The following is a 25,778-nucleotide window of genomic DNA, read 5'->3' on the forward strand; positions in this document are numbered from 1 at the left end:
TCACTCAAATTTGTAAATTATTGAAAGATAACTATCTTTGAAACCACAAACAAATTAATCTATTTTTTAGGCGAACAGTGCAGGAATTAATTTTTTCTATCGTCTAACTAAAGACCAATTATTTTTATTTAATCAAACAACCATGAAAAAAAATTTACTATTAGTAATTTTAACTATTACCGTTTCAAATGCTTTTTCCCAAAGAAGCAACATTTGGCAAATTTTCTCCAATGATAAAGCCATAAATACCGAAAAGGTAAGGGAGACTCCTTATTCCCAAAACCAAAAATTAGTACAGTTCAATCCAATTCAGTTTAAGCAATTACTTTCTAATGTTGCTACTAAATCATCGGGTCTTCCTGGTGTTGAAATTACGTTGCCTAACGTAAATGGGACATTAGAAAAATTTATGATATGGGAATCATCTAATTTTGAACCTGCTTTACAAGCAAGTTATCCAGATATTAGAGCTTTTATTGGAAAAGGAGTAACCGATCCATCCGCAACTTTAAATTTTAGTTTTTCTCCACTAGGAATTCAAACTATGATTTTTAGAGCAGGTTCAGGAACAGAGTTTATAGAGCCATATACAAAAGACCGTTCAGTGTATGTTGTTTTTGATTCTAAAACAAGAACACCAAACAATTTGCCTTTTGTTTGCTCAACAGATGATGTACATTTAGTTCAAGATTTGCAAAGAAATGGCAACGTTACAATGGCTAATAATCAAGTTTATAAAACAATGCGTTTGGCTTTGTCTTGTACCGGAGAATATGCTCAGTATCATGGCGGAACAGTGGCTTTAGCATTAGCAGCGATGAATGCAACAATGACTAGATGTAACGGAGTTTTTGAAAAAGATTTAGCCATAAAATTACTAATTATTGCCAACAATAATTTAGTAGTTTATACAAATGCTTCAACTGACCCTTATTCTCCAGCATCGGGAATGAACAATTGGAATTCTCAGTTGCAAACTACTTTAACTTCAGTTATTGGTGCTGCCAATTATGACATCGGCCATTTATTTGGAGCTACAGGTGGTGGTGGAAATGCAGGATGTATAGGATGTGTTTGTGTTGATGCTCAAAAAGGAAGTGGTATAACTTCACCAGCAGATGGTATTCCTACGGGAGATACTTTTGACTTGGATTATGTTGCTCATGAGATGGGACATCAAATGGGAGCTAATCATACTTTTACTCACACTACGGAAAATAATGGTGTTAATGTTGAACCAGGAAGTGGCTCTACTATTATGGCGTATGCAGGAATTGGCGGTGGTGGAACTGACATGCAATCTAATACAGATGATTATTTTACATACAGAAGTATTTTGCAAATACAGTCTAATATGAATACTAAAACTTGTCCAATAAGTACAAGTATCGCTGCTACAAACCCAAGACCAACGGTTTCAGCTGGTAGTGGTTATACAATCCCTGTTAGTACTGCTTTTAAATTGACAGGTTCTGGTACAGGAACAGCAGGTGAAGTGTTGACATACAATTGGGAACAAAATAACCCAGCTACTGTAGTAGGAGGAACATCTACATTTCCATCACCTACAAAGACAAACGGCCCTAACTTTAGATCGGTTTTACCAAGCGAAATTCCAGTAAGATATATGCCTGCTTTTGAAAGTGTACTTGCAGGTCAATTGGTAACTACATGGGAAACTGTATCTTCAGTTCCTAGATCATTAGCTTTCACCTTAACCGTAAGAGACAATGTTTTAGGAGGAGGACAAACTAATACTGGACAAATGATTGTTACTGTAGTTGATGCTGGTGGCGCATTTGAATTCACAAGTCCAAATGCCGATGCTTCATGGCAATTGGGTTCTTCACAAACCATAACATGGAATGTTGCAGGAACTACAGCTAACGGAATGAATACGGCTAATGTAAATATCTTAATCTCTACTGATGGAGGAACCACATTTACTACCTTAGTAGGAAATACAGCGAATGATGGTACTGAAACGATAACGATGCCTAATACGCCAACCCAAAATTGTAGATTATTGATTGAAGCAGTCGGAAATATATTTTATGCCGTTTCAAAAAACATTTCCTTAGGCTATGACTGTAATGTAGCTTCACAAACACCTGGGACAGCTATTGCAGACGGATTAGGTGCTAATTCTGCAGGTGCGGCTGCTGTTCGTACAATAAATTTCCCAAGCAATGTTACTATCAATAACATGAAGGCTTCATTTAGTACAGGTCATACTTGGATTGGAGATTTAGTGGTTAAATTAAAACACCCAGACGGAACAGAAATTACTTTATGGAACAGAACGTGTAACAATCCTCAAAGTTCAGGGATGAATGTAACTTTTGCCGATGGTTTCCCTGCGCCAGTTTGTGGAAGTCCAACTTCAGGAACTTTCAGTCCTGTACAAGCATTAGCAGCTTTTAATGGTAAGCCATCTAATGGTACTTGGACATTAACCGTTCAGGATTTTTATAATGGTGATACTGGAAATATTAATTCTTGGGGAATTGATTTTGGATGTACTTTAGGAAATGAAGAATTTGATACTACAGATTTAGCGGTTTATCCAAATCCAAATAGAGGAAACTTTACACTTCAATACAATAATCCTATTTCAAATGAAATTAACGTTACTGTTTTCGATATGAGAGGAAGAAAAATTTATGAAAACTCATTTTCTAATCAAGCTACTATTAATGAGAATATTCAGTTAAATAATGCTCAAGCAGGTATTTATTTGATGACTGTTACTGATGGTAATAGAAAAGAAGTAAAGAAAATAGTTGTTGAATAAAGTAAATTTTACTTTTTCAAAATCAACACAGATTATAAGTTATAAAGTAAATTAAAAACAGCACCAAAAATATTTTGGTGCTGTTTTTTTGTGAATTACTATTTGGTCGAATAAAAAAAAGAGTGTTATTTTCCGTTATATGAATTCATGGTATTATTCAGTCCAGCCAATGCAAACGACTCTATGATTTCTTTAGCAATGACAAAGCGTTCCATTAGTTTTACTTTTTCGGCTTCTTGCCATTCACCAAGGACATAATCTACTTGTTGACCTTTTTTAAATTCATCGCTAATACCAAATCGGAATCGTGGATATTCAGTAGTGTTTAGAATTAATTGAATGTTTTTTAATCCATTATGACCACCATCGCTTCCCTTAGCTTTTATTCTGATAGTCCCAAAAGGTAAGTTTAGATCATCGGTGATTACTAAAATATTTTCTTTGGGAATATTTTCTTTTTCCATCCAATATTTAATCGCTTTGCCGCTAAGGTTCATGTAGGTATTGGGTTTGAGCAAAAGTAGTTTTCTTCCTTTGATGCTGTATTCGGTAATCGTGCCTAATTTGGCAGTTTCAAAAGTTAGACTTTCTTTTTGAGCGACATAATCTAAAACTTTAAAGCCAATGTTATGTCTAGTATTTACATACTCGGCACCTATGTTTCCAAGGCCTACTATGAGAAACTTTTTACTCACTTTATTATATTGTTTTATTGGGTGTTCGTGACTCTCTGAATTTATTTCTTCTGAGTTATCAGCAGTTTTCTTTTTTTCGAATAAACGGTTTAACCATTTCATTTGGCAAAAGTAAACTAAATTATACTTTTATTCAAAAACTCACTTTTAGCCATAAAAAAAGCACCAGTGTGAACTGATGCTTTCTTGTATAAGGGTTTGAAAATTATTTTTTCTTTCCTTTTGCTGGAGCTTTTGCTGCTTTTGCTGCTTCTTGAGCGGCTTTCATAGCGGCACGTGAAATCTTCACTTGAGCAACAACAGTATTGTCTGGGTGCATCAATTTGAAATTTTTAGCTTCCAATTTAGTAACATATAATTTGTTACCCATTTCTAATTCAGAGATGTTTGCTTCAACAAAATCTGGAAGATTTTTTGGTAAAGCTTTCACCTTTAATCTTCTTTGGTTTAGACGCAAATCACCACCAAGTAAAACACCTGGAGATGTACCTGTAACTTTAACAGGAACTTCCATAATGATTTCTTTGTTTTCGTTTAATTCGAAAAAATCAATGTGTAAAATTTTGTCTGAAACAGGGTGAAACTGAATGTCTTGTAAAATAACATTCGCAGATTTTCCGCCCAAATCAACTACAACTGTGTGTGCGTTTGGAGTGTAAACCAAGCTTTTGAATGCTTTTTCTTCTGCTGCAAAATGTACTGGTTGATTTCCTCCGTAAATAACGCAAGGAACCATTCCAGCATCACGTAAGGCTTTAGTAGCTACTTTGCCTACGCTTTCTCTTTCTGATCCTTTAATCGTAATCGATTTCATTTAAAAATATTTATAGTTAATAATAATTTACATTAAAAATTTTCCACTAATGGAAGTGTTGTGCTGCACCATGTTCATAACTTCGGCAAAAAGAGGAGCACAACTCACCACTTTTATTTTATTTGATTCTTTCTTTAACGGAATAGAATCGGTAACAATTAATTCGAGTAACTTAGATTTTTCAATTTTTTCATAAGCATCACCCGAAAGTATAGCATGTGTACAAATTGCTCTTACACTCAAAGCGCCTTTTTCCATCATCAAATCAGCAGCTTTGGCCAATGTTCCTCCAGTATCTATCATGTCATCTACCAAGACAACATTTCTTCCTTTTACTTCACCAATCAACTCCATAGTATCAATCACATTGGCAGCTTTTCTTTGCTTGTAACAAATAACCACATCCGATTCTAAAAACTTAGAATAAGCATAGGCTCTTTTTGAACCACCCATATCAGGTGAAGCTATAGTCAAGTTTTCTAATTGAAGACTTTTAACATAAGGCAAAAAGATAGTCGATGCAAACAAATGGTCAACTGGTTTTTCAAAAAACCCTTGAATTTGATCAGCATGTAAATCCATGGTCATTATTCGAGTTGCACCAGCGGTTTCTAATAATTTGGCTATCAATTTTGCTCCAATAGGAACTCTTGGTTTGTCTTTTCTGTCTTGTCTTGCATAACCAAAATAAGGAATTACAGGAGTTATGTGTCTGGCTGAAGCTCTTTTTGCAGCATCAATCATTAATAATAATTCCATTAAATTGTCGGCACTAGGAAAAGTAGAGCAAACAATAAAAACTCGTAATCCTCTTATTGATTCTTCAAAAGAAGGTTGAAATTCACCATCACTAAATCTTGAGAACGTAACTTTACCAAGCGGAACGCCATAGTTTTTGGCTATTTGTTCAGCAAGATAGACGCTTTGCGAACACGCAAATATCTTTGCTTCTGGTTCTAAATGCGACATTGTAATTTGTTGTTTTATTCCGCTGCGCTCTATACAATTCTGCTTTTTTGTTTAACGTAAGCTTGCTGTATTAATTGCCTCGGGTGTAGTTAGTTAGTTGTTGTTCGTTTTACCGAGGTGCAAATTTAGAAATTAAATCCGACTCTGAAAGGATATTTTTAACTATTTTTTTGATTCGATGAAGAAAAATTATTTACATTTGCACCCACAAATTGATAATAATCAATATCCGAATGACATTTAAATGACATTTAATCCTTGCCCGGATGGCGGAATTGGTAGACGCGCACGACTCAAACTCGTGTACTTAGGTGTGTGGGTTCGATTCCCACTCCGGGTACTTTAAAGTAAACCTCCCATTCTTGAGAGGTTTTTTTATTTTCCTCTTACTTCATGTTTTTTTAGAGAATTTGTGTTTTAGTTTCTTCAGTGATTTTATCTTGCTTATTAAAATTTTGTTTTCATATTTTATTCATCTAAAAATATCAAAAAATGCATTTCAAAGTTTTTTTTATGTTTTAATCGAGTTTATTATTATAAATCATGGAATTATATTTTGTTTGTGAGATTATTAACAAACAATATGTGTTTATAAATTATCAAAAAGATCGTTTTTGATAATTACTACAAAATTCCAGTTAAAATATTAAATAAGAATTTTTAGTGATTTATAGCATAATTAGACGAAACCCCAAGTCATGAAAAAATCCCAAATCTATCAAAGAGCAATTGCTTTCAAAAGATTTTCTTCTCTAATTAAAATGAGATTTCTTTTTCTTTTAATGTTATTTTTCATCTCAAAAAATGGAATAAGTCAATCAAATCCTATTTCAATTGAAAATGCGTTAACTGGTAATCCAAAATCTGAATGGGATATTAATGGCTCTGATGATCCGAATATACAGGGTTTTGCAACTCAAATTAGTGTAAATACGGGTCAAACAATTGATTTTAAAATTGATGTAAAAGCTCCTGCCACCAATTATTCGATTAAAATCTACCGTTTGGGATATTATAATGGATTGGGTGCTCGATTGATTGCGGATTTAGGAAACTTTTCAGGAGTTGCTCAACCTACGCCATTGTATGACCCAATAACTGGTAAAACCGATTGTAGTAATTGGAGTGTTTCATCATCATGGAATACTGGAACTTTCACCTCAGGACTGTATCTTGCAAAATTAACAAGAACTGATACATTAGGTTCTAGCCATATTGCTTTTGTGGTTCGCAATGATAATGGTGGTGCGGATATGCTTTTTAAAACTTCCGATACAACATGGCAAGCCTACAATGGTTATGGTGGTAATAGTTTATACGTAGATAATAATGGAGTTCCAAATTTTGACCATGCAACAAAAGTAAGTTACAATCGGCCTTTTAATACTAGAGGTGGCGGCGGAGGAAGTGGTGCTTCTGAAGATTGGTTATTTAATGCCGAATATCCCATGATACGTTGGTTAGAGCGAAACGGTTACAATGTTTCCTATACCACTGATGTTGATATGGACAAAGACCCGAAACAAATTACACCAACAGCGACTCAAACAACTTATGGTCATAAAATACTATTATCCGTTGGTCATGATGAATATTGGTCCATAGCTGAGCGTACCAAGTTTGAAAACGCACGTGATGCCGGAGTGCATTTAGCCTTTTTTAGCGGTAATGAAATCTATTGGAAAGTTAGATGGGAAGACGATTACCGTTCCTTAGTTTGTTATAAAGAAGGAACATTGGGGGAAAATTTATGTGGATTTAAATGTGATACTTCTTCATCTATTTGGACCGGTTTATGGCGTGATGGAAGTCCCACCACATATTCTGGCAGTGATGGAGGAAAACCCGAAAATGCACTATCTGGTCAAATCAGTTGGGGCGATGCAACTGGATCAATCGTGGTTACGGATGAATATAAAAACCTGCGTTTCTGGAGAAACACTAGTGTTGCCACTTCCGCTGTAGGACAAAATGTGAATTTGCCCTTTGGGACGCTTGGTTATGAATTTGATTTTGAGCAACCACAATTTGCTAGTTTCAATCCAAAAGGACGTATCACGATGTCCAATACTAACTTATCCGGAAAAACGCATAAACTTTCGTTGTATAGACATAGCAGTGGAGCATTGGTTTTTGGTGCTGGAACGGTGCAATGGAGTTGGGGATTGGACGACGTACACGACCGTGGGAATGCAGCTCCCAGCCTAGCTATGCAACAAGCAACGCTAAATTTATTTACTGATATGGGCGTTTCTCCTGCAACAATACAATCTGAACTTTCTATAGTTTCCCAAATAGATATTACGGCTCCACTATCAGTTATTACGGCTCCTTTTTCTAGTGCAAATGTACCCAGTAATAGTACCGTAACAATTTCAGGAACGGCATCAGATACAGATGGTGTTGTAGCTGGTATAGAAGTTTCTACAGATAATGGTGCTACTTGGAATGTTGCCACTGGAACCACAACATGGACTTATTCTTGGGTTCCAACAACACAAGGTTCCGTTACAATAAAAAGTAGAGCTTTTGATGATAATGGTAATATTGAAATTCCCGAGAATGGAATTAATATAACAGTCGTTGCACCATTGCCTATAGTTTGCCCATGTTCAATATTTCCAGTAAATAGCATGCCTCAAAATTTAGTTGAGAATGACAACCAAAAAATTGAAGTTGGTATGAAATTCAGATCAGCTGTTAGCGGTTTTATTAAAGGTGTTCGTTTTTATAAAGCAACAGGCGATACCGGAACGCACATTGGTAATTTATGGAATTCAAATGGGACTTTATTAGCATCCGTTTTATTCGCTGGAGAAACTGCTAGTGGTTGGCAACAAGCCAATTTTAGTGGTCCTGTTGCTATTACTGCCAATACCACCTATGTGATTTCTTATCACAGTAGCAACAATTTTTATACTTCAACAGTTAATGGTTTGTCATCAGCAGTTACGACTGGAAATTTGACAGCTTTAGCCAACGGAACAGATGGACCAAATGGTCTATATATTTATTCATCAGACTCTGCCTTTCCTACTCTAACATTTAATTCTAGTAATTATTGGGTAGATGTTGTTTTTGACACTGATACAGAAGATGAAACACCGCCTTCTATTATACAAGTAACTCCAAATAATAACGCCTCATTAGTGAGTAATTCTACAACTGTCTCGGCTACTTTTAGTGAAAGTATAGATTCGGAATCGCTTACTAACAGATTTGAACTTAGAAATGCGTCCAATATAATTGTTCCTGCTACAATTTCTTATAGCAATGGCACTAATACAGTAACATTAACGCCGATTAATCCATTGAGTTATACAACAACTTATACAGCTAAGTTATTAGCTGGCATTGAAGATATTGAAGAAAATGTATTAACAACTGAATATTCATGGACTTTTACCACAAGTCCAGAGCCACAACCGACACCAATTCCTGCACCAGATGGACCAGGAGGACCAATTCTAATCATTAGTTCGTCAACGAATCCGTTTAGTCGTTATCCAATTGAAATTTTACGAGCAGAAGGAATTAATCAATTCAAAGCAGAGGATATTTCAGTATTAAATCAAACACTCTTAGCCAATTATGAAGTTGTTATTCTTGGAGAGATGACTTTGAGTTCCGAACAAGTTACCCTTCTTACCAATTGGGTAAATACAGGCAAAACATTAATCACTTTACGACCTAAAAGTAATTTATACCCGCTATTGGGTATTGCTTCTTCTTCAGGAACGCTATCTGACAAATACTTACTTTTTAATACAACCAATGGTCCAGGTGTTGGTTTGGTTGATGAAACTATTCAATACCATTCGGATGCCGATTTATATGTGTTACTTACTGATAATGCTCCAACTGTTTTAGCTACTTTATATTCATCAGCTTCAACTTCCACTTCTAATCCTGCAATTATTTCCCGAACAGTGGGTACAGGTAAAGTTTTTGCTTTTGCTTATGATTTAGCAAAATCGGTAGTATACACCCGTCAAGGAAATCCAGCTTGGGCTGGACAACAACGGGATGATCAAAATGATGGTAACATTCGTTCGAACGACCTATTTCATCCCGATTGGATAGATTTCAACAAAGTTCAAATTCCTCAAGCGGATGAACAACAAAGGTTATTATCGAATATCATCACTCAAAGTATTTTACCAAAAATGCCATTACCAAAATTTTGGTTTTTACCACGTAAGTTAAAAGCCGCAGTAGTAATGACTGGTGATGATCATGGAAATAATGGGACTGCAGGGCGATTTGATTACTATTTGACTTTTGGGAATAATTCGGCTGACGATGTTTTAAATTGGCGAGCCATTCGAGGTACTTCTTATATGTATCCAAATACACCAATGACTAATGTCGCCGCTATGGCATATGAAGCTCAAGGTTTTGAAATTGCTTTGCATTTAAATTCTGGGTGTAATGTCTATACGGAAGCAAGTTTAGGAAATTCATTTACTACCCAATTAGCTCAATTTGGAGCTGCATTTTCTGGTTTATCGGCATCCAAAACCCATCGTACTCATTGTATTTCTTGGAGCGATTGGGCTAGTAAACCAAAAGTAGAAATTCAAAAAGGAATTCGTTTAAATACCGATTATTACTATTGGCCATCATCATGGGTTCAAAATCGTCCCGGAATGTTTACCGGTTCAGGTATGCCGATGCGTTTTGCTGACTTAGATGGAACTATTTTAGATAATTATCAAGTAACCACACAAATGCCGGATGAATCGGGACTGAATATATCGAATTTTATCAATACCTTACTAACCAATGCTAAAGGAACCAAAGGTTTTTACGGGGTGTTTTGTGCCAACATGCACACCGATAACAACAATCCTGGTGACCAATCAGTAGTTGGAAGTAATGCAATTGTTGCTTCAGCCGTTGCTAATGAAATACCGGTAATTACAGCCAAGCAAATGTTGACTTGGTTGGATGGCAGAAATGCTTCTACTTACAGCAATATTTCATATGTTGGTAGTACTTTAACATTTGACGTCGTTCAAGCCACTGGAGCACATAAATTGCAAGGGATGATACCTGTAAATTCTTCTAATGGACAATTGTTAACCTTTTCAGTTCCGTATACTACAGAAATAATTAAGGGAATCAATTATGCTTTTTTTGATGCGGTTACTGGAAGTTATACAGCTACTTATGGTGTGGACAACACACCACCAACTGTTACCAATATTTTAGCAACGCCCAACGTAGATGGAACTGTCACCATTACTTGGACAACAGATGAACCAGCTACTTCCAGAGTAGATTATGGAACAGTAAGCGGGACTCTTAATTTAAATAGTATAAGTGCTACTTTAACAACCAATCATTCGATAATTTTGACCGGTTTAACCCCTAGTACACCTTACTATTTTAGAATTACTTCTGCGGATGCGATACCAAATAGCGTAACAGCACCAATAATTTCATTGGAACCTTTAAGTTTTACCACACCTGCCGGACCTTGTATAACAGACACTACTGTTGCTGATTTTACTTTAGGAACTGCAACCAATACGATGGTAGTAGCTACTGATGGTGGTGGTTTGAGTTTAAATAGTATTGTAAATGAATCATTTAATGGAACTTCAATTCCTAGTGGTTGGCAAAGTTTTGCTTGGACAGGAGGAACTTCAACAGTATCAAGTGGTTTAGTAAATGTAAATGGAGCTCGTTTGAATACAGTAGCTCCGACACAAACTTTTGGACCCGGGAGTGTTATGGAATTTGTAGCTACTTTTGGAGCAGATGCATTCCAACATATTGGTTTTGGTAGCGGAGGAGATTCTACAGATTCCAATGGTATTTATACAGGACAATCACCCTGGGCAATGTTTAGTACAGGAAATCAATCAACTGTTTTAAGAGCAAGAACTTCTCTAAATGGCGCTACTTCAATAGATGTAAATTTACCTGGAAGTTTGATTGGGTCTTCACATTTGTATCGTATAGAATGGAATACAAATGATATTAAATATTATGTAGACGGTACATTAATTCACACTCAAGTAGCGACAATTTCAGAGACTATGCGACCTGCCATTAGTGATTATAATTCTAATGGAACAAGTATTAGTGTTGACTGGATAAAAGTTGCTCCGTATGTCTCTTCTGGAACTTTTACCTCTCAGATTTTCAACGTTGGAACCGTTAAATCATGGCAACAAGCTACTTGGAATGCATCGGTTCCAACTGGAACCACTTTAACAATTTCGCAACGACAAGCTAATTCTTCTAATGAGATTACCTCTGTGGCTTGGACTCCTATTCCTACGAGTGGTTTTCTGATTGGTGGTGTTTCGCAATTTATTCAATACAAAGTGGAAATGGCAACAACCAACACTTCTATTACTCCTGAATTGTTGGATATAAGTATTGCCTGTACCAATCCGCAACCTACGGCACCACTCATTACTACACAACCGCTCCCGCAAACTGTTTGCTTGGGAAGTCCAGTAAGTTTTAATTCGGTTGCAACGGGAAACCCAATTCCGAGTATTCAATGGCAAAAAAGTGTGGGAGAAACAAATGTTTGGTCTAATATTAGTGGTGCCACAACCTCACCATATACATTTACACCAGTAATAGGCGACAACAATACAAAATATCGAGCTATTTGGTCTAATAGTGAAGGAATAGCAACTTCAAATGTTGTTTTGCTTACAGTAAATTCACCACCAGTGGCAACTTTAACAGCTTTGAAAAATCCTATTTGTCCGGGAGAACCTATTGAATTAAAGTTAACAAATGCAACGGGTACAGGTCCTTTGACAATTGTAGTTAATGGAGAAACGTATACGGATGTTGAAGAAAATGAACCTTTTGCTAATTTTAATACTGTTGAGAAAAGTATTTGGGATAATACAGATGTTCCAGACAATCCAAATGGATATGATGGACAACCAATAGAAGTGGGTACTAAATTTAGGTCAACTGAGAATGGTTATATTACAGGAGTCCGTTTTTATAAGGGAATTTCTAATACAGGAACACATACAGCTAAATTATATAGGGCTTCAGATCAAGCTCTTTTAGCAACTGCTGTTTTCACATCAGAAACAGCAAGTGGTTGGCAAGAAGTGCGTTTTGCAACACCTGTTGCTATTACAATAGGGACTACTTATATAACATCTTGTTTTTCGCAGAATGGATATTTTGCTATAACTCCCGGATATTTTGCAAATACTAGTCAAGTTAATCCTCCATTAATGGCATTACAATCAGGAATAGATGGTTCCAATGGGGTTTATAAATATGGAGGAGGTTTCCCAGATGGAGGAGGCACTGCAAATTATTGGGTGGATGTTTTATTTACAGAAGTCAATCAGAATGATTTAACGTTTAATTTGACCAGTATAACTGATGGTAATTGTACAAATACAAATATTGAAACCCCTTTGAGCACTGTAACCGTAACAATGGCACCATTACCAAACGGTACACTCACATATGTCGAACCTAATGTATGTGAAGGAAGTCCGGTGAATTTAGTATTTAATGCAACCGCAGGAACCGGACCTTTTGATTTGGTTGTCAATGGGACTGCTTATTCGAGTATTGTGAGTGGTGTTCCATTTGCAACCGTAAATGCAACAAATACAACTCAATCAACAACTGTTTGGACACCCGCGACGATAGGAGGTTCACAAACAGTAGACGCAAATGCAACAGAATTAGGGCATCGAATTGTAGCTAGTATTGATGGAGTAATTACAGGAATACGGTTTTATAAAACAGCAACAAATACAATAACAGGAATCACAGGTTCATTGTGGGCTATAGGAAATTCAACTCCTTTGGCAACTGGAACTTATACGGGTGATAATACTGTCGGTTGGAAAGAAATTGTTTTTTCTTACCCTGTTTCAATAACAGCTGGAACACCATACATGGTTTCTTATTTTTCTCCTGCCTCAAATTATTATGCTTTTACAGGAGGAGGTTTAAATAACCCAATTGTTAGTGGACCATTAACAGTACAATCGAGTTTTTATAAACAGCCTGGCCCTGGTTATCCTAATTCTAACAGTACTGCTAATTATTGGGTTGATGTGATTTTTACTCCAACTAGTTCAAACATGAATTTTAATTTAACGTCTATTACTAGTTCTACAAGTTGTACAACCGCCATTACAGCGAACAACACGGTAGCTATTTCAGTTCAACCTACAGTAACGTATTATGCGGATACTGATAATGATGGTTATGGTGATATTAATGCACCACAAATCACTTGTTTAGGACAACCTATGAGTTATGTAACAAACAATTCTGATTGTGATGATACGAATGTTGCTATTCATACTACCTTTATGTTCTATGCAGATACTGATGGTGATGGCTATGGAGCAGGGTCATTAATTGCATTATGTGCAGTAGATGCTAACACACCTCCAACGGCAGGTTTTGTAAGTAACAATATCGATTGTGCGCCAACAGATGTAAACATTCATGCTAGTTTCCCATTCTATGCTGACACCGATGGTGATGGTTATGGAGTAGGAGCAACAGTTTCAGTATGTGCTGTAGATGCAAACACGCCTCCAATAGGATATTCAACAAACGATACCGATTGTGCGCCTTCAGATAATTCAGTACATGCTAGTTTCCCATTCTATGCGGATACAGATGCGGACGGTTATGGAGCAGGAGCAACAGTTTCAGTATGTGCTGTAGATGCTAACACACCTCCAACTGGATATTCATTGAACAATACGGATTGTGCACCAAGCGATGTAGCTATTCACGAAACATTTACTTTCTATGTAGATGGAGACGGAGATGGTTATGGTTCTAAGGTTACAAGTAGTTTATGTGCTGCTAGCGGAACAGTTGCCCCAGTTGGATATTCGTTAAACGATTCCGATTGTGATGATAGTAACACTGCTATTTATCAAAGTGCCTCTTTATATATTGACACTGATAGTGATGGTTATGATAATGGTCAAGCAACTGTATGTTATGGAGCAACAACTCCAACAGGATATGCTACATCAACTTTAGGAGGTGATTGTGATGATGCAGATGCTACTAAACATGCTTCGTTCCCATTCTATGTTGATGGAGATGGAGATACTTATGGAGCAGGAACAGCGGTAATTGTTTGTGCAGTAAATGCAACTATACCACCAGCTGGTTACTCATTGACTAATACTGACTGTAATGATGCAGATCCATTGCGAAACCCAAATAATCCATGTTCGTCATTAGTAACTGTTAAGATTTTTATTGAAGGTTATTATGATGTAAATATTGATGGTATGAGACCTGTATTGGCAAACCAAGGTGTTGGTGAAAGCACTAGTGATGTGGATGAAGTAACAATAGAGCTACATGATGCTACAACCTATGAATTAGTTGCATCAACAACAGCGATGTTACTAACTAATGGAAATGCAGTAGCTACGTTTAGTACAGCTCCAAGCGGTTCATTCTATATCGCTATTAGACACAGAAATTCGCTTGAAACATGGAGTGCTACTGCACAAACTGTTGGAACTACACCATTGACATATGATTTCACAGATGCTGCTAATAAAGCCTATGGAGATAATATGAAAGAGTTAGAATCAGGAGTATTTGGTTTCTATTCAGGAGATCTTAATCAAGATGGGTTTATAGAAGGACAGGATTTCCCATTTTTATCTAATGCAAGTGATGAATTTTATGAAGGATACCAAGCAACTGATTTGAATGGTGATGGATTTGTTGAAGGACAAGATTTCCCTTACTTATCTAATAATTCTGATAATTTTATCGAAACATTACATCCATAAAAAATAATAAACACAATTTAAATTTAATAAAAGAAAAAATTCAATAAACGCCACAATGTGCAAATTAGGATTGATCCTTTTCTGATGATGTTTATAGTTCAGAGATAAATATAAAAGTTTGAATGTAAGCAGATTTTGTTACTTCAAATAACTACAAGTAATGATGAAGTGTTAATAAAAAAAGTGGTGAATTTTTAATTAAAATAGAAGCAAAAAACCTCTCAGAAATGGGAGGTTTTTCTTTTCAATTAAAACCCAAGTATCAATTTTGCAATAAAAATTAAATCAAAATTTTACAAATTGATAATAATCAATATCCGAATGACACTTAATTGTTATTTAATCCTTGCCCGGATGGCGGAATTGGTAGACGCGCACGACTCAAACTCGTGTACTTAGGTGTGTGGGTTCGATTCCCACTCCGGGTACTTTAAAAATCTCTAATATATTGTAAATCAATATTATTAGAGATTTTTTATTTATCGATATTATTTTAATGGTAATTTGAATTTTCAAATGGAGTTTAAAGATTATTTTAATTATTGCTTAATCCATTTTTTGAAAATAGCTTCTAATTCATTATGAATAATTGGTTTAGAAAGATAATCATCCATTCCGAACTCAAAACATTTTTCTTTTTCACCCAACATAATTCCAGCGGTTAATGCAATGATTGGAATTCGTGTTTTGTTTTCTAATGTTCTAATTTCAGTTGAGGCTTCATATCCATTTTTTATAGGCATTTGCACATCCATTAAAATAAGATCTAATGAGTTGTTTTTAAATTGTTCTATAGCTTCAGCACCATTTATGGCTTCATAAATAGTTCCATTAGGTACCATTTTCTTAACTAATGTTTTTGCTAAAAACATATTTATAGTATTGTCTTCAACAATTAAAATATTTGTATGATTGGTTAATAAAGGTTCAATGTCTTTCATTTTTCTAACTTCGTTAGAAAGGGCAATGGAGTTTTCTATAGTATTTGTCGAAGTTTTAAATTCAATTTCAAAATAGAAATTACTTCCTTCACCAAATTTACTAACGAGTTGCATTTTGCTATTCATCAAGCCTAGTAATCTATTAGAAATTGCCAATCCCAATCCTGTACCACCATATTTTCTTGAGGTAGAATTATCTTCCTGAACAAACGACAGGAATATTTTTTCTTGGTTATATTCTTTAATGCCAATTCCAGTGTCTTTAACTGAAAATTGTATAGTGGCTTTTCCATTGTTATTTTCTAGACAATGTAAATCCAAATGAATTTGACCAAACGAAGTGAATTTTAAAGCATTACTAATAAGATTGACCAATATTTGTTTCAGCCGAACAGCATCTGCAAAAATATTGGCAGGTACATCGTCTTCAATAGTAAGCGTTAAGGAAATATTTTTCAGCAGTGCTTGTTGTTTGAAAAGTTCAATGACCTGATTTGAAAGTTCTACTAAATTAACCTCTTCTATATTTAATTCAAGCTTGCCGGCTTCAATTTTAGAAAAATCTAAGATATCGTTTATAATTTCCATTAAGGCAGTTGCAGACTCGCTAACTGTTGACATATATTCCATTTGGTTTATATCCAAATTTGATTTCATAAGTAAATTAGTGAACCCAATAATACCATTTAAAGGAGTTCTAATTTCATGACTCATATTTGCTAAAAATTCAGATTTGGCTTTGCTTGCTTCCTCAGCTTGTATTTTTGCTTTCAACAAGTCAATTTCCATCTCTTTTCGAGCAGTTATGTCAATGAATGTAATAATGATTTCTCTAATTTCAGTTCCACCATTATGAAACTTCGGGAATCCATTTACTAATGCCCAAATTATATCATTGTGTAATGGGCGATAGACTCCAATAACATTATTTTTTAATGGTTTTTTTGTTGATTTTATTTCATTAACGGGATATTTTTCAAGTGGCACTTCGCTTCCATCTTCATAAATAAACTTCCATTGTGGGTCAATTGCTAGTTTTCCTTTCATTTGATCCTCACTCAAGCCTAATAATTCAGATGCTTTATGATTACTAATTTGGATGGAAGTATCAGGATTGTGAATAACAACACCAGCTTCAAGATTGTTTAAAATGTCACGATATCTTTTTTCGTTTTTAGCTAAGGTATCAATAGCAATTTTTTTCTCAGTAATGTCTTTTCCAAAACAAGCAATACCATAAATCTCATTTTCTTCATACATTGGGTGAATATCAATTTCGTACCATTGTAATTTATCGGTATTTGTTATTGGTATATAAATTCCACTTGTTACTTTTTCGCCTTTTAATCCTCTATCGTACAGAACTTTCCAATAAGCAAGATATTCTTCATCAAAAAACTCTTTTGGGAGTAAAAAGTCGTTTGCCTTAAACTCATGGCCTGTATAGTCTTTTAAATTTGCTTTAAAGGCTTCGTTAAATGCAATAAGTTTATATTCCTTATCAAGGCTCCAAATGAGATCTGTTGAACTATTTATTAAAGCTTGATGTATCATACAAAATTGAAGTTTATCCTAAGTAAACAATAGAATATAATTTTTTAATGAAGAAAAATTGAAAACAATATTTTAATTGATTAATTGTTTCAATAGAGAAAAATACTGACGTCTATTTCAAATGTAGTGAAAAAAACTAAATGAAATAAGTAAAAAACACTACAAGTTATTTAATAAATCTATATTTGGATTTCACATCTATTAGATTTAGAATAAAAAAACTATGAAAATGTTGTTTTTATTGCTGTTAAAACCCGAGTATCAATTTTGCAATAGAAAAATAAATCAAAATCCCGCAAATATCATTGCTTGTAGTAATAAATGGACCTGTAGCTAGCGCTGGGTCAATGCCTAATTTATTCAATAAAAGAGGAATAAAAGTACCTATAAGTGAGGCAATGATAATTACAGAAATTAAAGCAATGGTAACAATCATTCCAATTTTTGGATCAACTCCTAAAAGGAAATGGCTACCAACAAAAAGTATTATCGCAAGTATCGCACCGTTTAACAGACTTAATGAAATTTCTTTTAATAATCGGTTGAATATTGAACCGCTGATGGAGTGATTAGCTAAACCTTGCACAATTATTGCGGAAGATTGAACGCCAACATTCCCTGCCATAGCGGCAATTAAAGGGGTGAAGAAAAATAATTCTCCGTGCTTTAACATAGCACCTTCAAAAAGCCCTAACATTTTTACACTAATAAATCCGCCCAATAGTGCCAATACCAGCCAAGGCAAACGCGCTTTGGTAAGTTCCAAAATGCTATCATCTGCTTCAACGTCTTGAGAGATACCAGCCGCTAATTGGTAATCTTTATCGGCTTCATCTTTGATTACGTCTACAATGTCATCAATAGTGACACGACCAACTAGTCTTCCCATTTCATCAACAACTGGAATGGCTTCCAAGTCATATTTTTGCATAATTCGAGCCACTTCAGTATTGGGTGTATCTACTCGAACGTAATCTACTTTTTTAATATACACATCACTGATGGGCGTTTTGGTAGAAGTAGTCAACAAATCTTTGAGCGATAATCTTCCTTTCAATCTATTTTCATCATCAACCACATAAATAGAATGCACGCGTGTGACATGCTCTGCTTGAATTCGCATTTCTTTGACACAAGTAAGCACATTCCAATTCTCATTGACTTTTACCATTTCTTTCCCCATCAAACCTCCAGCGGTATCTTCATCGTAGCGCAACAAATCCACAATGTCTTTGGCGTGCTCAACATCTTCCAGCTCAGAGATTACTTCTTCTTTTTTGCTTTGAGAAAGTTCCGCAATAATATCTGCCGCATCATCAGTGTCTAATTCATCTAATTCTTCCGCAATTTCTTTAGCAGAAAGACCATGAAGAATTTTTTCACGAACATCATCTTCTAATTCTGGCAGAATTTCAGCTGTGATTTCGCTGTCTAGAATTTTGAAAATATAGGTAGCTTCTTCAATGTCTAATTCATCAAAAATCTCGGCAATATCAGCATGGTGCATATCGTTCAACAAAACTTCCAATTCTTGGTCGTTCTTTTGATGTATGAGTTGCTCGATTTGCGCTAAGAGTTCTTTGCTGATTTTAAACTGCATTGGCTTCTATTTTTTGAGTGAGTTCAATGAATTGCTCTACTGAAAGTTGCTCGGGTCTGAGGTCAAAGATAGTATCTTCTTTCAAATTATCCGAAAGGTTGAAAGATTTTAAGCTATTTCTAAGTGTTTTTCGACGTTGTTGAAAACCAGTTTTTACCACACTAAAAAACATTTTTTCGCTACAAGGCAAATGAAAATTCTCTTTTCTGCGCAATCTCAATACACCCGATTTTATCTTTGGTGGTGGATTAAAAACATGCTCGTCAACTGTAAATAAATATTCAGCATCATAAAAAGCTTGTACTAAAACAGAAAGAATGCCATAGACTTTACTACCTTTTTTAGAACAAATTCTTTCGGCTACTTCTTTTTGAAACATACCCGAAAATTCAGGAACTTGTTCGCGTAATTCCAAACAACGAAAAACAATTTGAGTAGAAATATTGTATGGGAAATTGCCAATAATAGCAAATGGTTTCCCTTCAAAAATTTCATTGATGTTGTATTTCAGGAAATCTTTGGAAATTACTTTTCCTTGTAGCTTTGGATAATGAGTATTTAAATATTCTACAGACTCAGTATCAATTTCGATAACGTAAGTCGTGGTCGGTTTTTCCAAAAGATATTTGGTTAAAACACCCATTCCTGGACCAATTTCCAAAATAGTGTCATAACCATCAAATGCTAATGTGTCGGCAATGTCCTTGGCGATACTTTCGTCAGTTAAAAAATGTTGTCCGAGGTGTTTTTTGGCTTTTACTTTTTCCATATTTCATTGCGAGGCACGAAGCAATCTCACTATTTTAATTTCTCGCAAAGGCACAAAGCAAATTGGGCTGTACCACAAATTGAGTTTTTTAAGATTAAAAACCATTAAGGAATTTAAGTTTCATTAAGTCTTAATTTGCTTAAATTCCTTAATGGTTTAAAAATTTGTTCTGTATATTTCTATATAATGAATAGTTGGTAATTCCCACTATATTTGTGGTAGAACCATTTTTTAATACTCACTAATCAATTCCAACTCCGTTCTAAAGGCCAGCATTTTGTCGCCAAATAATTTCATACCTTCTTCACGAAGTCTTGGTGCATCTTCGTCATAATATTTTTGCAACGTTTCTTTACTGTCAGTGGTGTATTGTATGGAATAGGTTGTTCCGCCCATTTCTTCTTCTACCAAAACTTTCACCATGCGAGCCGAAGTAAATTTTCCCGTGGCAAGCACATCATGAATGTGTTTGTGTTGCATCCAAATCATCCATTGGTCATGAACGCTTTCGTGAATGTTTATTGTTACGTTGTAGAGTATCATAAGATTTTTGATTTTTGATTGCCGAATAGCGATTTTTGATTTTTAAAATCTGTTCACTAAAGATTCGTGTCTCCTCTTAGTTTTCTGTATTTGTTCCTCGAGTCGACATAGTAAATACTGTCTTCATGTTTGAATATCATTTCTTCATAAAGTGGCTTGGCTTTTTCGGAGTCTTTTAGATGGGTGTTATAAATTTCTGCCGAAAAATAAAGTGCTTCATCTATATAAATGCTTTCTTTATGATTGGTAATGATGTTATTATAGTTTTCCAAGGCTTTATTAAAATCTCCTTTTTTCTCATAAATTTTTCCAATGCGCAACAAGGTTACCGCTTCAATTTCTTCACCTTTATGTTCTTTTAAAATCGTTTGAAATTGTTCCAATGACTCTTCTTTTTTATTTTGATATAACAGAAAATCAGCACGGGCAAACTTTTTTAAAGCTACTTGAGTAGAGTCTTCTACAGTATTGTCACTTATCAATAGAAATAAATCCAAAGCATCATTGGCAATCAGTTGTGACGATGCCGACTTGAGTACTTTTAATTGATGCGATGCCCATTGAAAATCGGTTTTATAATAACTTGTTTTGGCTGTTCTTAAACTGGCTTCTTGTCCTATAACGTCGCCACTCATTTCTTCATCAACTTGTGAATAATAAATCAGAGCTTGATTGAATTTTTCTTCATACAACAAAATATCTGCCAAATCCATTTTTACCTCTGCTAATTGGTATCTGTTCAGAGGCATTTCTAAGGTGTTTTTTAAAATTAATTTGGCTTTTTCTGGATTGTTCAAATGAAAAGCATTGAAGCTAGCTTGTAATTTTAATAAGGAAAGCGTGTATGGACTTGTCCCGAATTCTTTAATTAATTTATCTAATTCTTCAGTAATAGCAGGATAATCTTTTTCTAAAGCATGATCAATTTTCATTTCTATCAAATAGGAATGCGCTTGAATTAACAGCTCTAAATCCTTAGTGTTCTCAATAACAAAAGTTAAAATTTCTTTAGCAGAATCTTCATCGTTGTCTTCAATTGCCATTTGGGCCAAATTGACAATATTGCCAAATGATTCGGGATTTCGTTTGTAAATTGCTTTCTGTTGAATAAAAGCTTTGCCATATTCTTTAAGTTGCACAAAATACCAACTCAAAAAATCGTTCCAAAAAATATCTTGTGTTTTTTGCGCCTTTACTAATAATGCTTTTTTCAACAGTTCATTAAAATTGGCATCGGCATCTTCGGTCATAAAACGAGACAGTTGATTTTGAATTATGGGAAGATTTTGTGGATTTTGATACGCTTCAAAAAGATAGGCTTCAATCATCAAATCGGTATTACCTAGTTGGCCATAAAGCATCGCCATTTGAAAATTAAAATTCAATTTTGGGTCCGTTTCAATTGCGGTTTTGTATGCAGATAAAGCGTAATCAAACAACGATTTTTTTTCAAAAACATACGCAATTCCATAGACTTCGTTGGCGTTTTTTTTGATTTTGCCTATGGCTTGATCGTAATATTTAATGGCTTTATCTTGGTTTTTTTGCAATTGATAATTAAATCCTAATTCGACCAAAAGATTACTTTGTTTGTATTTATCTAGTCTGTCTTCAATTGCTTTTTGGGCTTTTTCAAATTGTTGTAATTGCTGATAACATTCTATTACTTTTTGAAAATAATTTGAATTTCCGGCTTGCGCCTTTAACAACTCTTCATAACTCACTAAAGCTTTTTCGAATTCGCCACGGTCAAAATAATTATTGGCCAATTGCTCGTTTTGAGCAACGGCAACAAGCGAAAGGAATAAGAGTGCTATGGAAAAGAGTTTCTTCATTTGTTTTTAAAAAGTAATGTACCAAAGTAACACTTTTTTGTGCCAATTTGGTACATTATTTACAAAAGGTTAACTTTTAGTTTATGATATCAAAACCAGTATATGGTCGTAAAACTTCTGGAATTACAATGCCTTCTGGAGTTTGGTAATTTTCTAATATTCCGGCTAAAACTCTTGGTAAAGCCAATGAACTACCGTTTAAGGTGTGTGCTAATTGGTTTTTACCGTCTTTATCTTTAAATCGTAATTTTAAACGGTTTGCTTGAAAAGTTTCAAAATTAGAAACAGATGAGATTTCTAACCATCTTTCTTGCGCTGTAGAGTAAACTTCAAAATCATAGGTCAATGCTGATGCAAAACCCATATCTCCTCCGCAAAGGCGCAGAATTCTATAGGGTAATTTCAACTCTTGAAGAATTCCTTTAACATGTTCTACCATGCTTTCCAAAGCTTCATATGATTTATTAGGATGTTCAATACGAACAATTTCCACTTTATCAAACTGATGTAAACGGTTTAAACCACGAACGTGTGCGCCCCAAGATCCTGCTTCTCGACGGAAACAAGGTGTGTAACCTGTGCATAAAACTGGCAACTCATTTTCGTTAAGAATCACGTCTCTGAAAATATTGGTTACCGGTACTTCTGCAGTTGGAATTAAGTACAAATCGTCTTTGGCATCATGGTACATTTGACCTTCTTTGTCTGGCAATTGTCCTGTTCCAAAAGCGGATGCTTCGTTTACTAAATGTGGAACTTGGTATTCTTTGTAACCAGCATCGGTATTTTTATCTAAAAAGTAGGAAACCAATGCACGTTGTAATTTGGCTCCTTTTCCTTTATAAACTGGAAATCCTGGTGCCGTTATTTTTGTGCCTAATTCAAAATCGACGATATCGTATTTTTTTATCAATTCCCAATGAGGTAATGCTCCTTCATGCAAAACTGGAATAGCACCTTCTTGAAAAACATTGAGGTTTTCTTCGGGAGTTTTTCCTTCGGGAACAATATCAGCTGGAAGGTTAGGCAATAAATACATTTTTTGAGTAAGCTCAGTGGCAAAGATGTCTAATTTTTCAGAAAGTTCTTTGCTAGTTTCTTTGAGCTGGGCTGTTTTTTGCTTTAGAATTTCGGCTTTTGCTTTTTCACCATTTTTCATCATATCGCCAATGGCTGAGGATAATTTATTGGCTTCTGCCAAAGTATTGTCCAAAGCTACTTGTGTGCTTCTTCTATTTTCGTCTAATTGGATTACGTCTTCTACAATGGACTTAGCATCCATATGTTTTTTAGCCAAAGCTGTAATTACTTTTTCTTTATTTTCTCTGATGTAACTAATCTGTAACATGACATTTTCTTTATAAGTCCGCAAATTTAGTGAAATGTTTGATATAAACTTCAGTTGACTAAAAACTTACTTTGTAGTCTAACTCAATATTATTCAATTGTATAAAAATAATTTAAGGGTTCGTTATGACGCCTGTCAATTGATAATTATTATATTCGCAAAAAAATTGCACCAAAAAAATGAAACTACCTTACATAATAGTCTTTTTCTTTACGATTTCTCTAACTTTTGCACAAAACAATGTTGAAAGTGTTAATCGTATTGCTGAGGCCGAAATGAAATCGGCTTCAAGAATACTGAATTTTCAAGCCAATGCCAATACAGCAAATTATGATGTGACCTATCACAAGTTAGAGTTTACTCTTAATCCAACAGTATATTTCATTACCGGAAAAGTTACCACTACTTTCAAAGCATTGTCAAACATGAATACGGTTACTTTTGACTTGAATAATGTATTGACAGTAAGCTCTGTAAAAAGTGGCACAACTAATTTAAGTTTTACACAAAACACCAATAAAGAATTATTAATCACTTTGCCAAGTACCTTAACGACAGGGAATTTTGCTACTGTTGAAATTAATTATTCAGGAGCGCCAGGCACAGGAGAACAAGCATTTACCAAAAGTACTCACAATGGTTCTCCCATAATATGGACACTTTCGGAACCTTTTGGTGCAAGAGATTGGTGGCCTTGTAAACAAGATTTAAATGATAAAGTCAATAGTATCGATGTCTTTATTACTGCGCCATCACAATATGTGAGCGTTGCTAATGGAATAGAACCAGAAGCACCAGTGGTTTCTGGAGCAAATAAAACAACTCATTTCTATCATAGTTATCCTATTCCGGCTTATTTGATTGCTATTGCGGTAACTAATTATCAAGTTTTTACTCAAACTGCTGGTGTTGCACCCAACACTTTTCCGATTGTAAATTATGTTTATCCTGAGACTTATAGTACTGCCGTTACTTCATTGGCAGAAACTTTACCGATTATGGATTTGTATGAAACATTATTTGAGCCTTATCCTTTTAGAAATGAAAAATACGGGCACGCTCAATTTGGTTGGGGCGGAGGAATGGAACATACTACAGTTTCTTTCATGGGTGGTTTTAGTAGAGGATTAATTGCTCATGAATTGGCTCATCAATGGTTTGGTGATAAAATCACTTGTGGCACTTGGAAAGATATTTGGTTGAATGAAGGTTTTGCCACTTATTTAGCGGCTTTGGTTATTGAAAATTTAGATGGACTTCCAGCCTTTGTTACTGAAAAAGAAAGTATGATTACTAATATTACTTCAAGTCCTACAGGGAATGTCTATCTAACCGATGCCCAAGCTACTAGTGTAAACAGAATTTTCAGTAGCCGATTGAGTTATAATAAAGGTGCTATGGTTTTGGAAATGTTGCGATTTAAAATGGGCGATACGGCTTTCTTTCAAGCGTTAAGAAATTATTTAGCCGACACCAATTTGGCTTTTAAATATGCTGTAACAGATGATTTAAAAACCCATTTAGAAACGGTTTACCAACAAGATTTAACAGAATTCTTCAACGATTGGGTATACAATCAAGGTTATCCTACTTATACTATTACAGCTCAAAATTGGGGTACAGGACAGGCAAAATTTGTTGTTAATCAAACACAATCTGATGCTTCTGTCAGTTATTTTGAAATGCCAGTGCCCATTAGAATTTTTGGTGCCAATGGGGAACAAGCTGATTTGGTTTTAAACAACACGATCAATGGAGAAGAGTTTATAGTGAGTGTTCCTTTTCCGTTTACTAGTTTAGTTTTTGACCCAGAAAAGCATATTATTTCTAAAAACTCAACGGTTACTTTAGGAAATCAAAATTTTGAAATGGATAATGCTATAATGGTGTATCCCAATCCTAGTTCGGATATGGTTCATATTCAAATGCCATCAAATGTTATGCTTGAAAAAGTGATTGTTTATAATAATTTGGGGCAAAAAGTAATGGAAACTACAAGTTTGGATTTCAATGTAACTGTTTTATCAAATGGGGTACATTTTATGGATATTCAGACATCTGAAGGCAGATATCATAAAAAATTCATAAAAAAATAATCAAATACAAATATTATTTACAGAGG

12 protein-coding genes and 2 tRNA genes are annotated in these 25,778 nt (G+C 34.9%); 5 read left to right on the plus strand and 9 right to left on the minus strand.

Annotated elements, in window-relative coordinates:
* Nucleotides 1-142 precede the first annotated feature (142 nt).
* Complete coding sequence (locus ACSVH2_RS03400) at nt 143-2,794, plus strand: zinc-dependent metalloprotease (protein ID WP_438091753.1); 2,652 nt, start codon at nt 143-145, stop codon at nt 2,792-2,794.
* Nucleotides 2,795-2,919: 125 nt separating this feature from the next.
* Here the strand turns inward: ACSVH2_RS03400 and pth are convergent, their stop codons facing one another.
* The 3 genes from pth to ACSVH2_RS03415 form a co-directional block, all read right to left on the minus strand.
* On the minus strand, nt 2,920-3,591 hold the full coding sequence (pth, locus tag ACSVH2_RS03405) for an aminoacyl-tRNA hydrolase (RefSeq protein ID WP_438091754.1): 672 nt from the start codon (nt 3,589-3,591) through the stop codon (nt 2,920-2,922).
* A 103-nt stretch (nt 3,592-3,694) separates the two neighbouring features.
* Nucleotides 3,695-4,303, minus strand: a complete 609-nt coding sequence (locus tag ACSVH2_RS03410; protein WP_438091755.1) for a 50S ribosomal protein L25/general stress protein Ctc — start codon at nt 4,301-4,303, stop codon at nt 3,695-3,697.
* 27 nt (nt 4,304-4,330) lie between these two features.
* The gene (locus tag ACSVH2_RS03415) at nt 4,331-5,272 is read right to left on the minus strand and encodes a ribose-phosphate pyrophosphokinase (RefSeq protein ID WP_438091756.1); all 942 of its coding nucleotides are present in this window, start codon (nt 5,270-5,272) and stop codon (nt 4,331-4,333) included.
* 260 nt (nt 5,273-5,532) lie between these two features.
* Here ACSVH2_RS03415 and ACSVH2_RS03420 point away from each other — a divergent pair.
* The 3 genes from ACSVH2_RS03420 (at nt 5,533) to ACSVH2_RS03430 (ending at nt 15,494) form a co-directional block, all read left to right on the plus strand.
* Nucleotides 5,533-5,612: transfer RNA gene (locus tag ACSVH2_RS03420), tRNA-Leu, on the plus strand.
* Nucleotides 5,613-5,970: 358 nt separating this feature from the next.
* A complete protein-coding gene (locus ACSVH2_RS03425) occupies nt 5,971-15,066 on the plus strand; it encodes a DUF4082 domain-containing protein (protein WP_438091757.1) in 9,096 nt (3,031 codons plus the stop codon).
* A gap of 348 nt (nt 15,067-15,414) precedes the next feature.
* Nucleotides 15,415-15,494 (plus strand) — tRNA-Leu (locus tag ACSVH2_RS03430).
* A gap of 111 nt (nt 15,495-15,605) precedes the next feature.
* On the opposite strand, the gene ACSVH2_RS03435 is transcribed toward ACSVH2_RS03430, so the two are convergent.
* The 6 genes from ACSVH2_RS03435 to serS form a co-directional block, all read right to left on the minus strand.
* Nucleotides 15,606-17,561, minus strand: a complete 1,956-nt coding sequence (locus ACSVH2_RS03435) for an ATP-binding protein (RefSeq protein WP_438091758.1) — start codon at nt 17,559-17,561, stop codon at nt 15,606-15,608.
* 247 nt (nt 17,562-17,808) lie between these two features.
* The gene (gene mgtE, locus ACSVH2_RS03440) at nt 17,809-19,161 is read right to left on the minus strand and encodes a magnesium transporter (protein ID WP_438091759.1); all 1,353 of its coding nucleotides are present in this window, start codon (nt 19,159-19,161) and stop codon (nt 17,809-17,811) included.
* On the minus strand, nt 19,151-19,930 hold the full coding sequence (gene rsmA / locus ACSVH2_RS03445) for a 16S rRNA (adenine(1518)-N(6)/adenine(1519)-N(6))-dimethyltransferase RsmA (protein WP_438091760.1): 780 nt from the start codon (nt 19,928-19,930) through the stop codon (nt 19,151-19,153). The genes mgtE and rsmA overlap by 11 nt, the downstream gene beginning before the upstream one ends.
* 231 nt (nt 19,931-20,161) lie before the next feature.
* On the minus strand, nt 20,162-20,473 hold the full coding sequence (locus tag ACSVH2_RS03450; protein WP_438091761.1) for a DUF4286 family protein: 312 nt from the start codon (nt 20,471-20,473) through the stop codon (nt 20,162-20,164).
* 56 nt (nt 20,474-20,529) lie between these two features.
* A complete protein-coding gene (locus ACSVH2_RS03455; RefSeq protein WP_438091762.1) occupies nt 20,530-22,308 on the minus strand; it encodes a tetratricopeptide repeat protein in 1,779 nt (592 codons plus the stop codon).
* Between the two features lie 76 nt (nt 22,309-22,384).
* Nucleotides 22,385-23,656 carry a serine--tRNA ligase gene (serS, locus tag ACSVH2_RS03460; RefSeq protein WP_438091763.1) on the minus strand — a complete coding sequence of 424 codons (1,272 nt, stop codon included), beginning with the start codon at nt 23,654-23,656 and terminating at the stop codon, nt 22,385-22,387.
* A gap of 179 nt (nt 23,657-23,835) precedes the next feature.
* Here serS and ACSVH2_RS03465 point away from each other — a divergent pair, with 179 nt between their 5' ends.
* Nucleotides 23,836-25,752 (plus strand): M1 family aminopeptidase, encoded by a 1,917-nt coding sequence (locus tag ACSVH2_RS03465; RefSeq protein WP_438091764.1) that lies wholly within the window; start codon nt 23,836-23,838, stop codon nt 25,750-25,752.
* Nucleotides 25,753-25,778 lie beyond the last annotated feature (26 nt).

It is taken from the genome of Flavobacterium sp. RSB2_4_14 (assembly GCF_051547085.1).
GTDB lineage: Bacteria > Bacteroidota > Bacteroidia > Flavobacteriales > Flavobacteriaceae > Flavobacterium.

Bases quoted from the DNA above. Each gene is read 5' to 3' on its own strand.
- rsmA (WP_438091760.1), bottom strand. From the start codon at position 19,930: ATGGAAAAAGTAAAAGCCAAAAAACACCTCGGACAACATTTTTTAACT.
- mgtE (WP_438091759.1), bottom strand. From the start codon at position 19,161: ATGCAGTTTAAAATCAGCAAAGAACTCTTAGCGCAAATCGAGCAACTC.
- ACSVH2_RS03455 (WP_438091762.1), bottom strand. From the start codon at position 22,308: ATGAAGAAACTCTTTTCCATAGCACTCTTATTCCTTTCGCTTGTTGCC.
- ACSVH2_RS03435 (WP_438091758.1), bottom strand. From the start codon at position 17,561: ATGATACATCAAGCTTTAATAAATAGTTCAACAGATCTCATTTGGAGC.
- ACSVH2_RS03415 (WP_438091756.1), bottom strand. From the start codon at position 5,272: ATGTCGCATTTAGAACCAGAAGCAAAGATATTTGCGTGTTCGCAAAGC.
- ACSVH2_RS03400 (WP_438091753.1), top strand. From the start codon at position 143: ATGAAAAAAAATTTACTATTAGTAATTTTAACTATTACCGTTTCAAAT.
- ACSVH2_RS03465 (WP_438091764.1), top strand. From the start codon at position 23,836: ATGAAACTACCTTACATAATAGTCTTTTTCTTTACGATTTCTCTAACT.
- ACSVH2_RS03450 (WP_438091761.1), bottom strand. From the start codon at position 20,473: ATGATACTCTACAACGTAACAATAAACATTCACGAAAGCGTTCATGAC.
- serS (WP_438091763.1), bottom strand. From the start codon at position 23,656: ATGTTACAGATTAGTTACATCAGAGAAAATAAAGAAAAAGTAATTACA.
- ACSVH2_RS03425 (WP_438091757.1), top strand. From the start codon at position 5,971: ATGAAAAAATCCCAAATCTATCAAAGAGCAATTGCTTTCAAAAGATTT.
- pth (WP_438091754.1), bottom strand. From the start codon at position 3,591: ATGAAATGGTTAAACCGTTTATTCGAAAAAAAGAAAACTGCTGATAAC.
- ACSVH2_RS03410 (WP_438091755.1), bottom strand. From the start codon at position 4,303: ATGAAATCGATTACGATTAAAGGATCAGAAAGAGAAAGCGTAGGCAAA.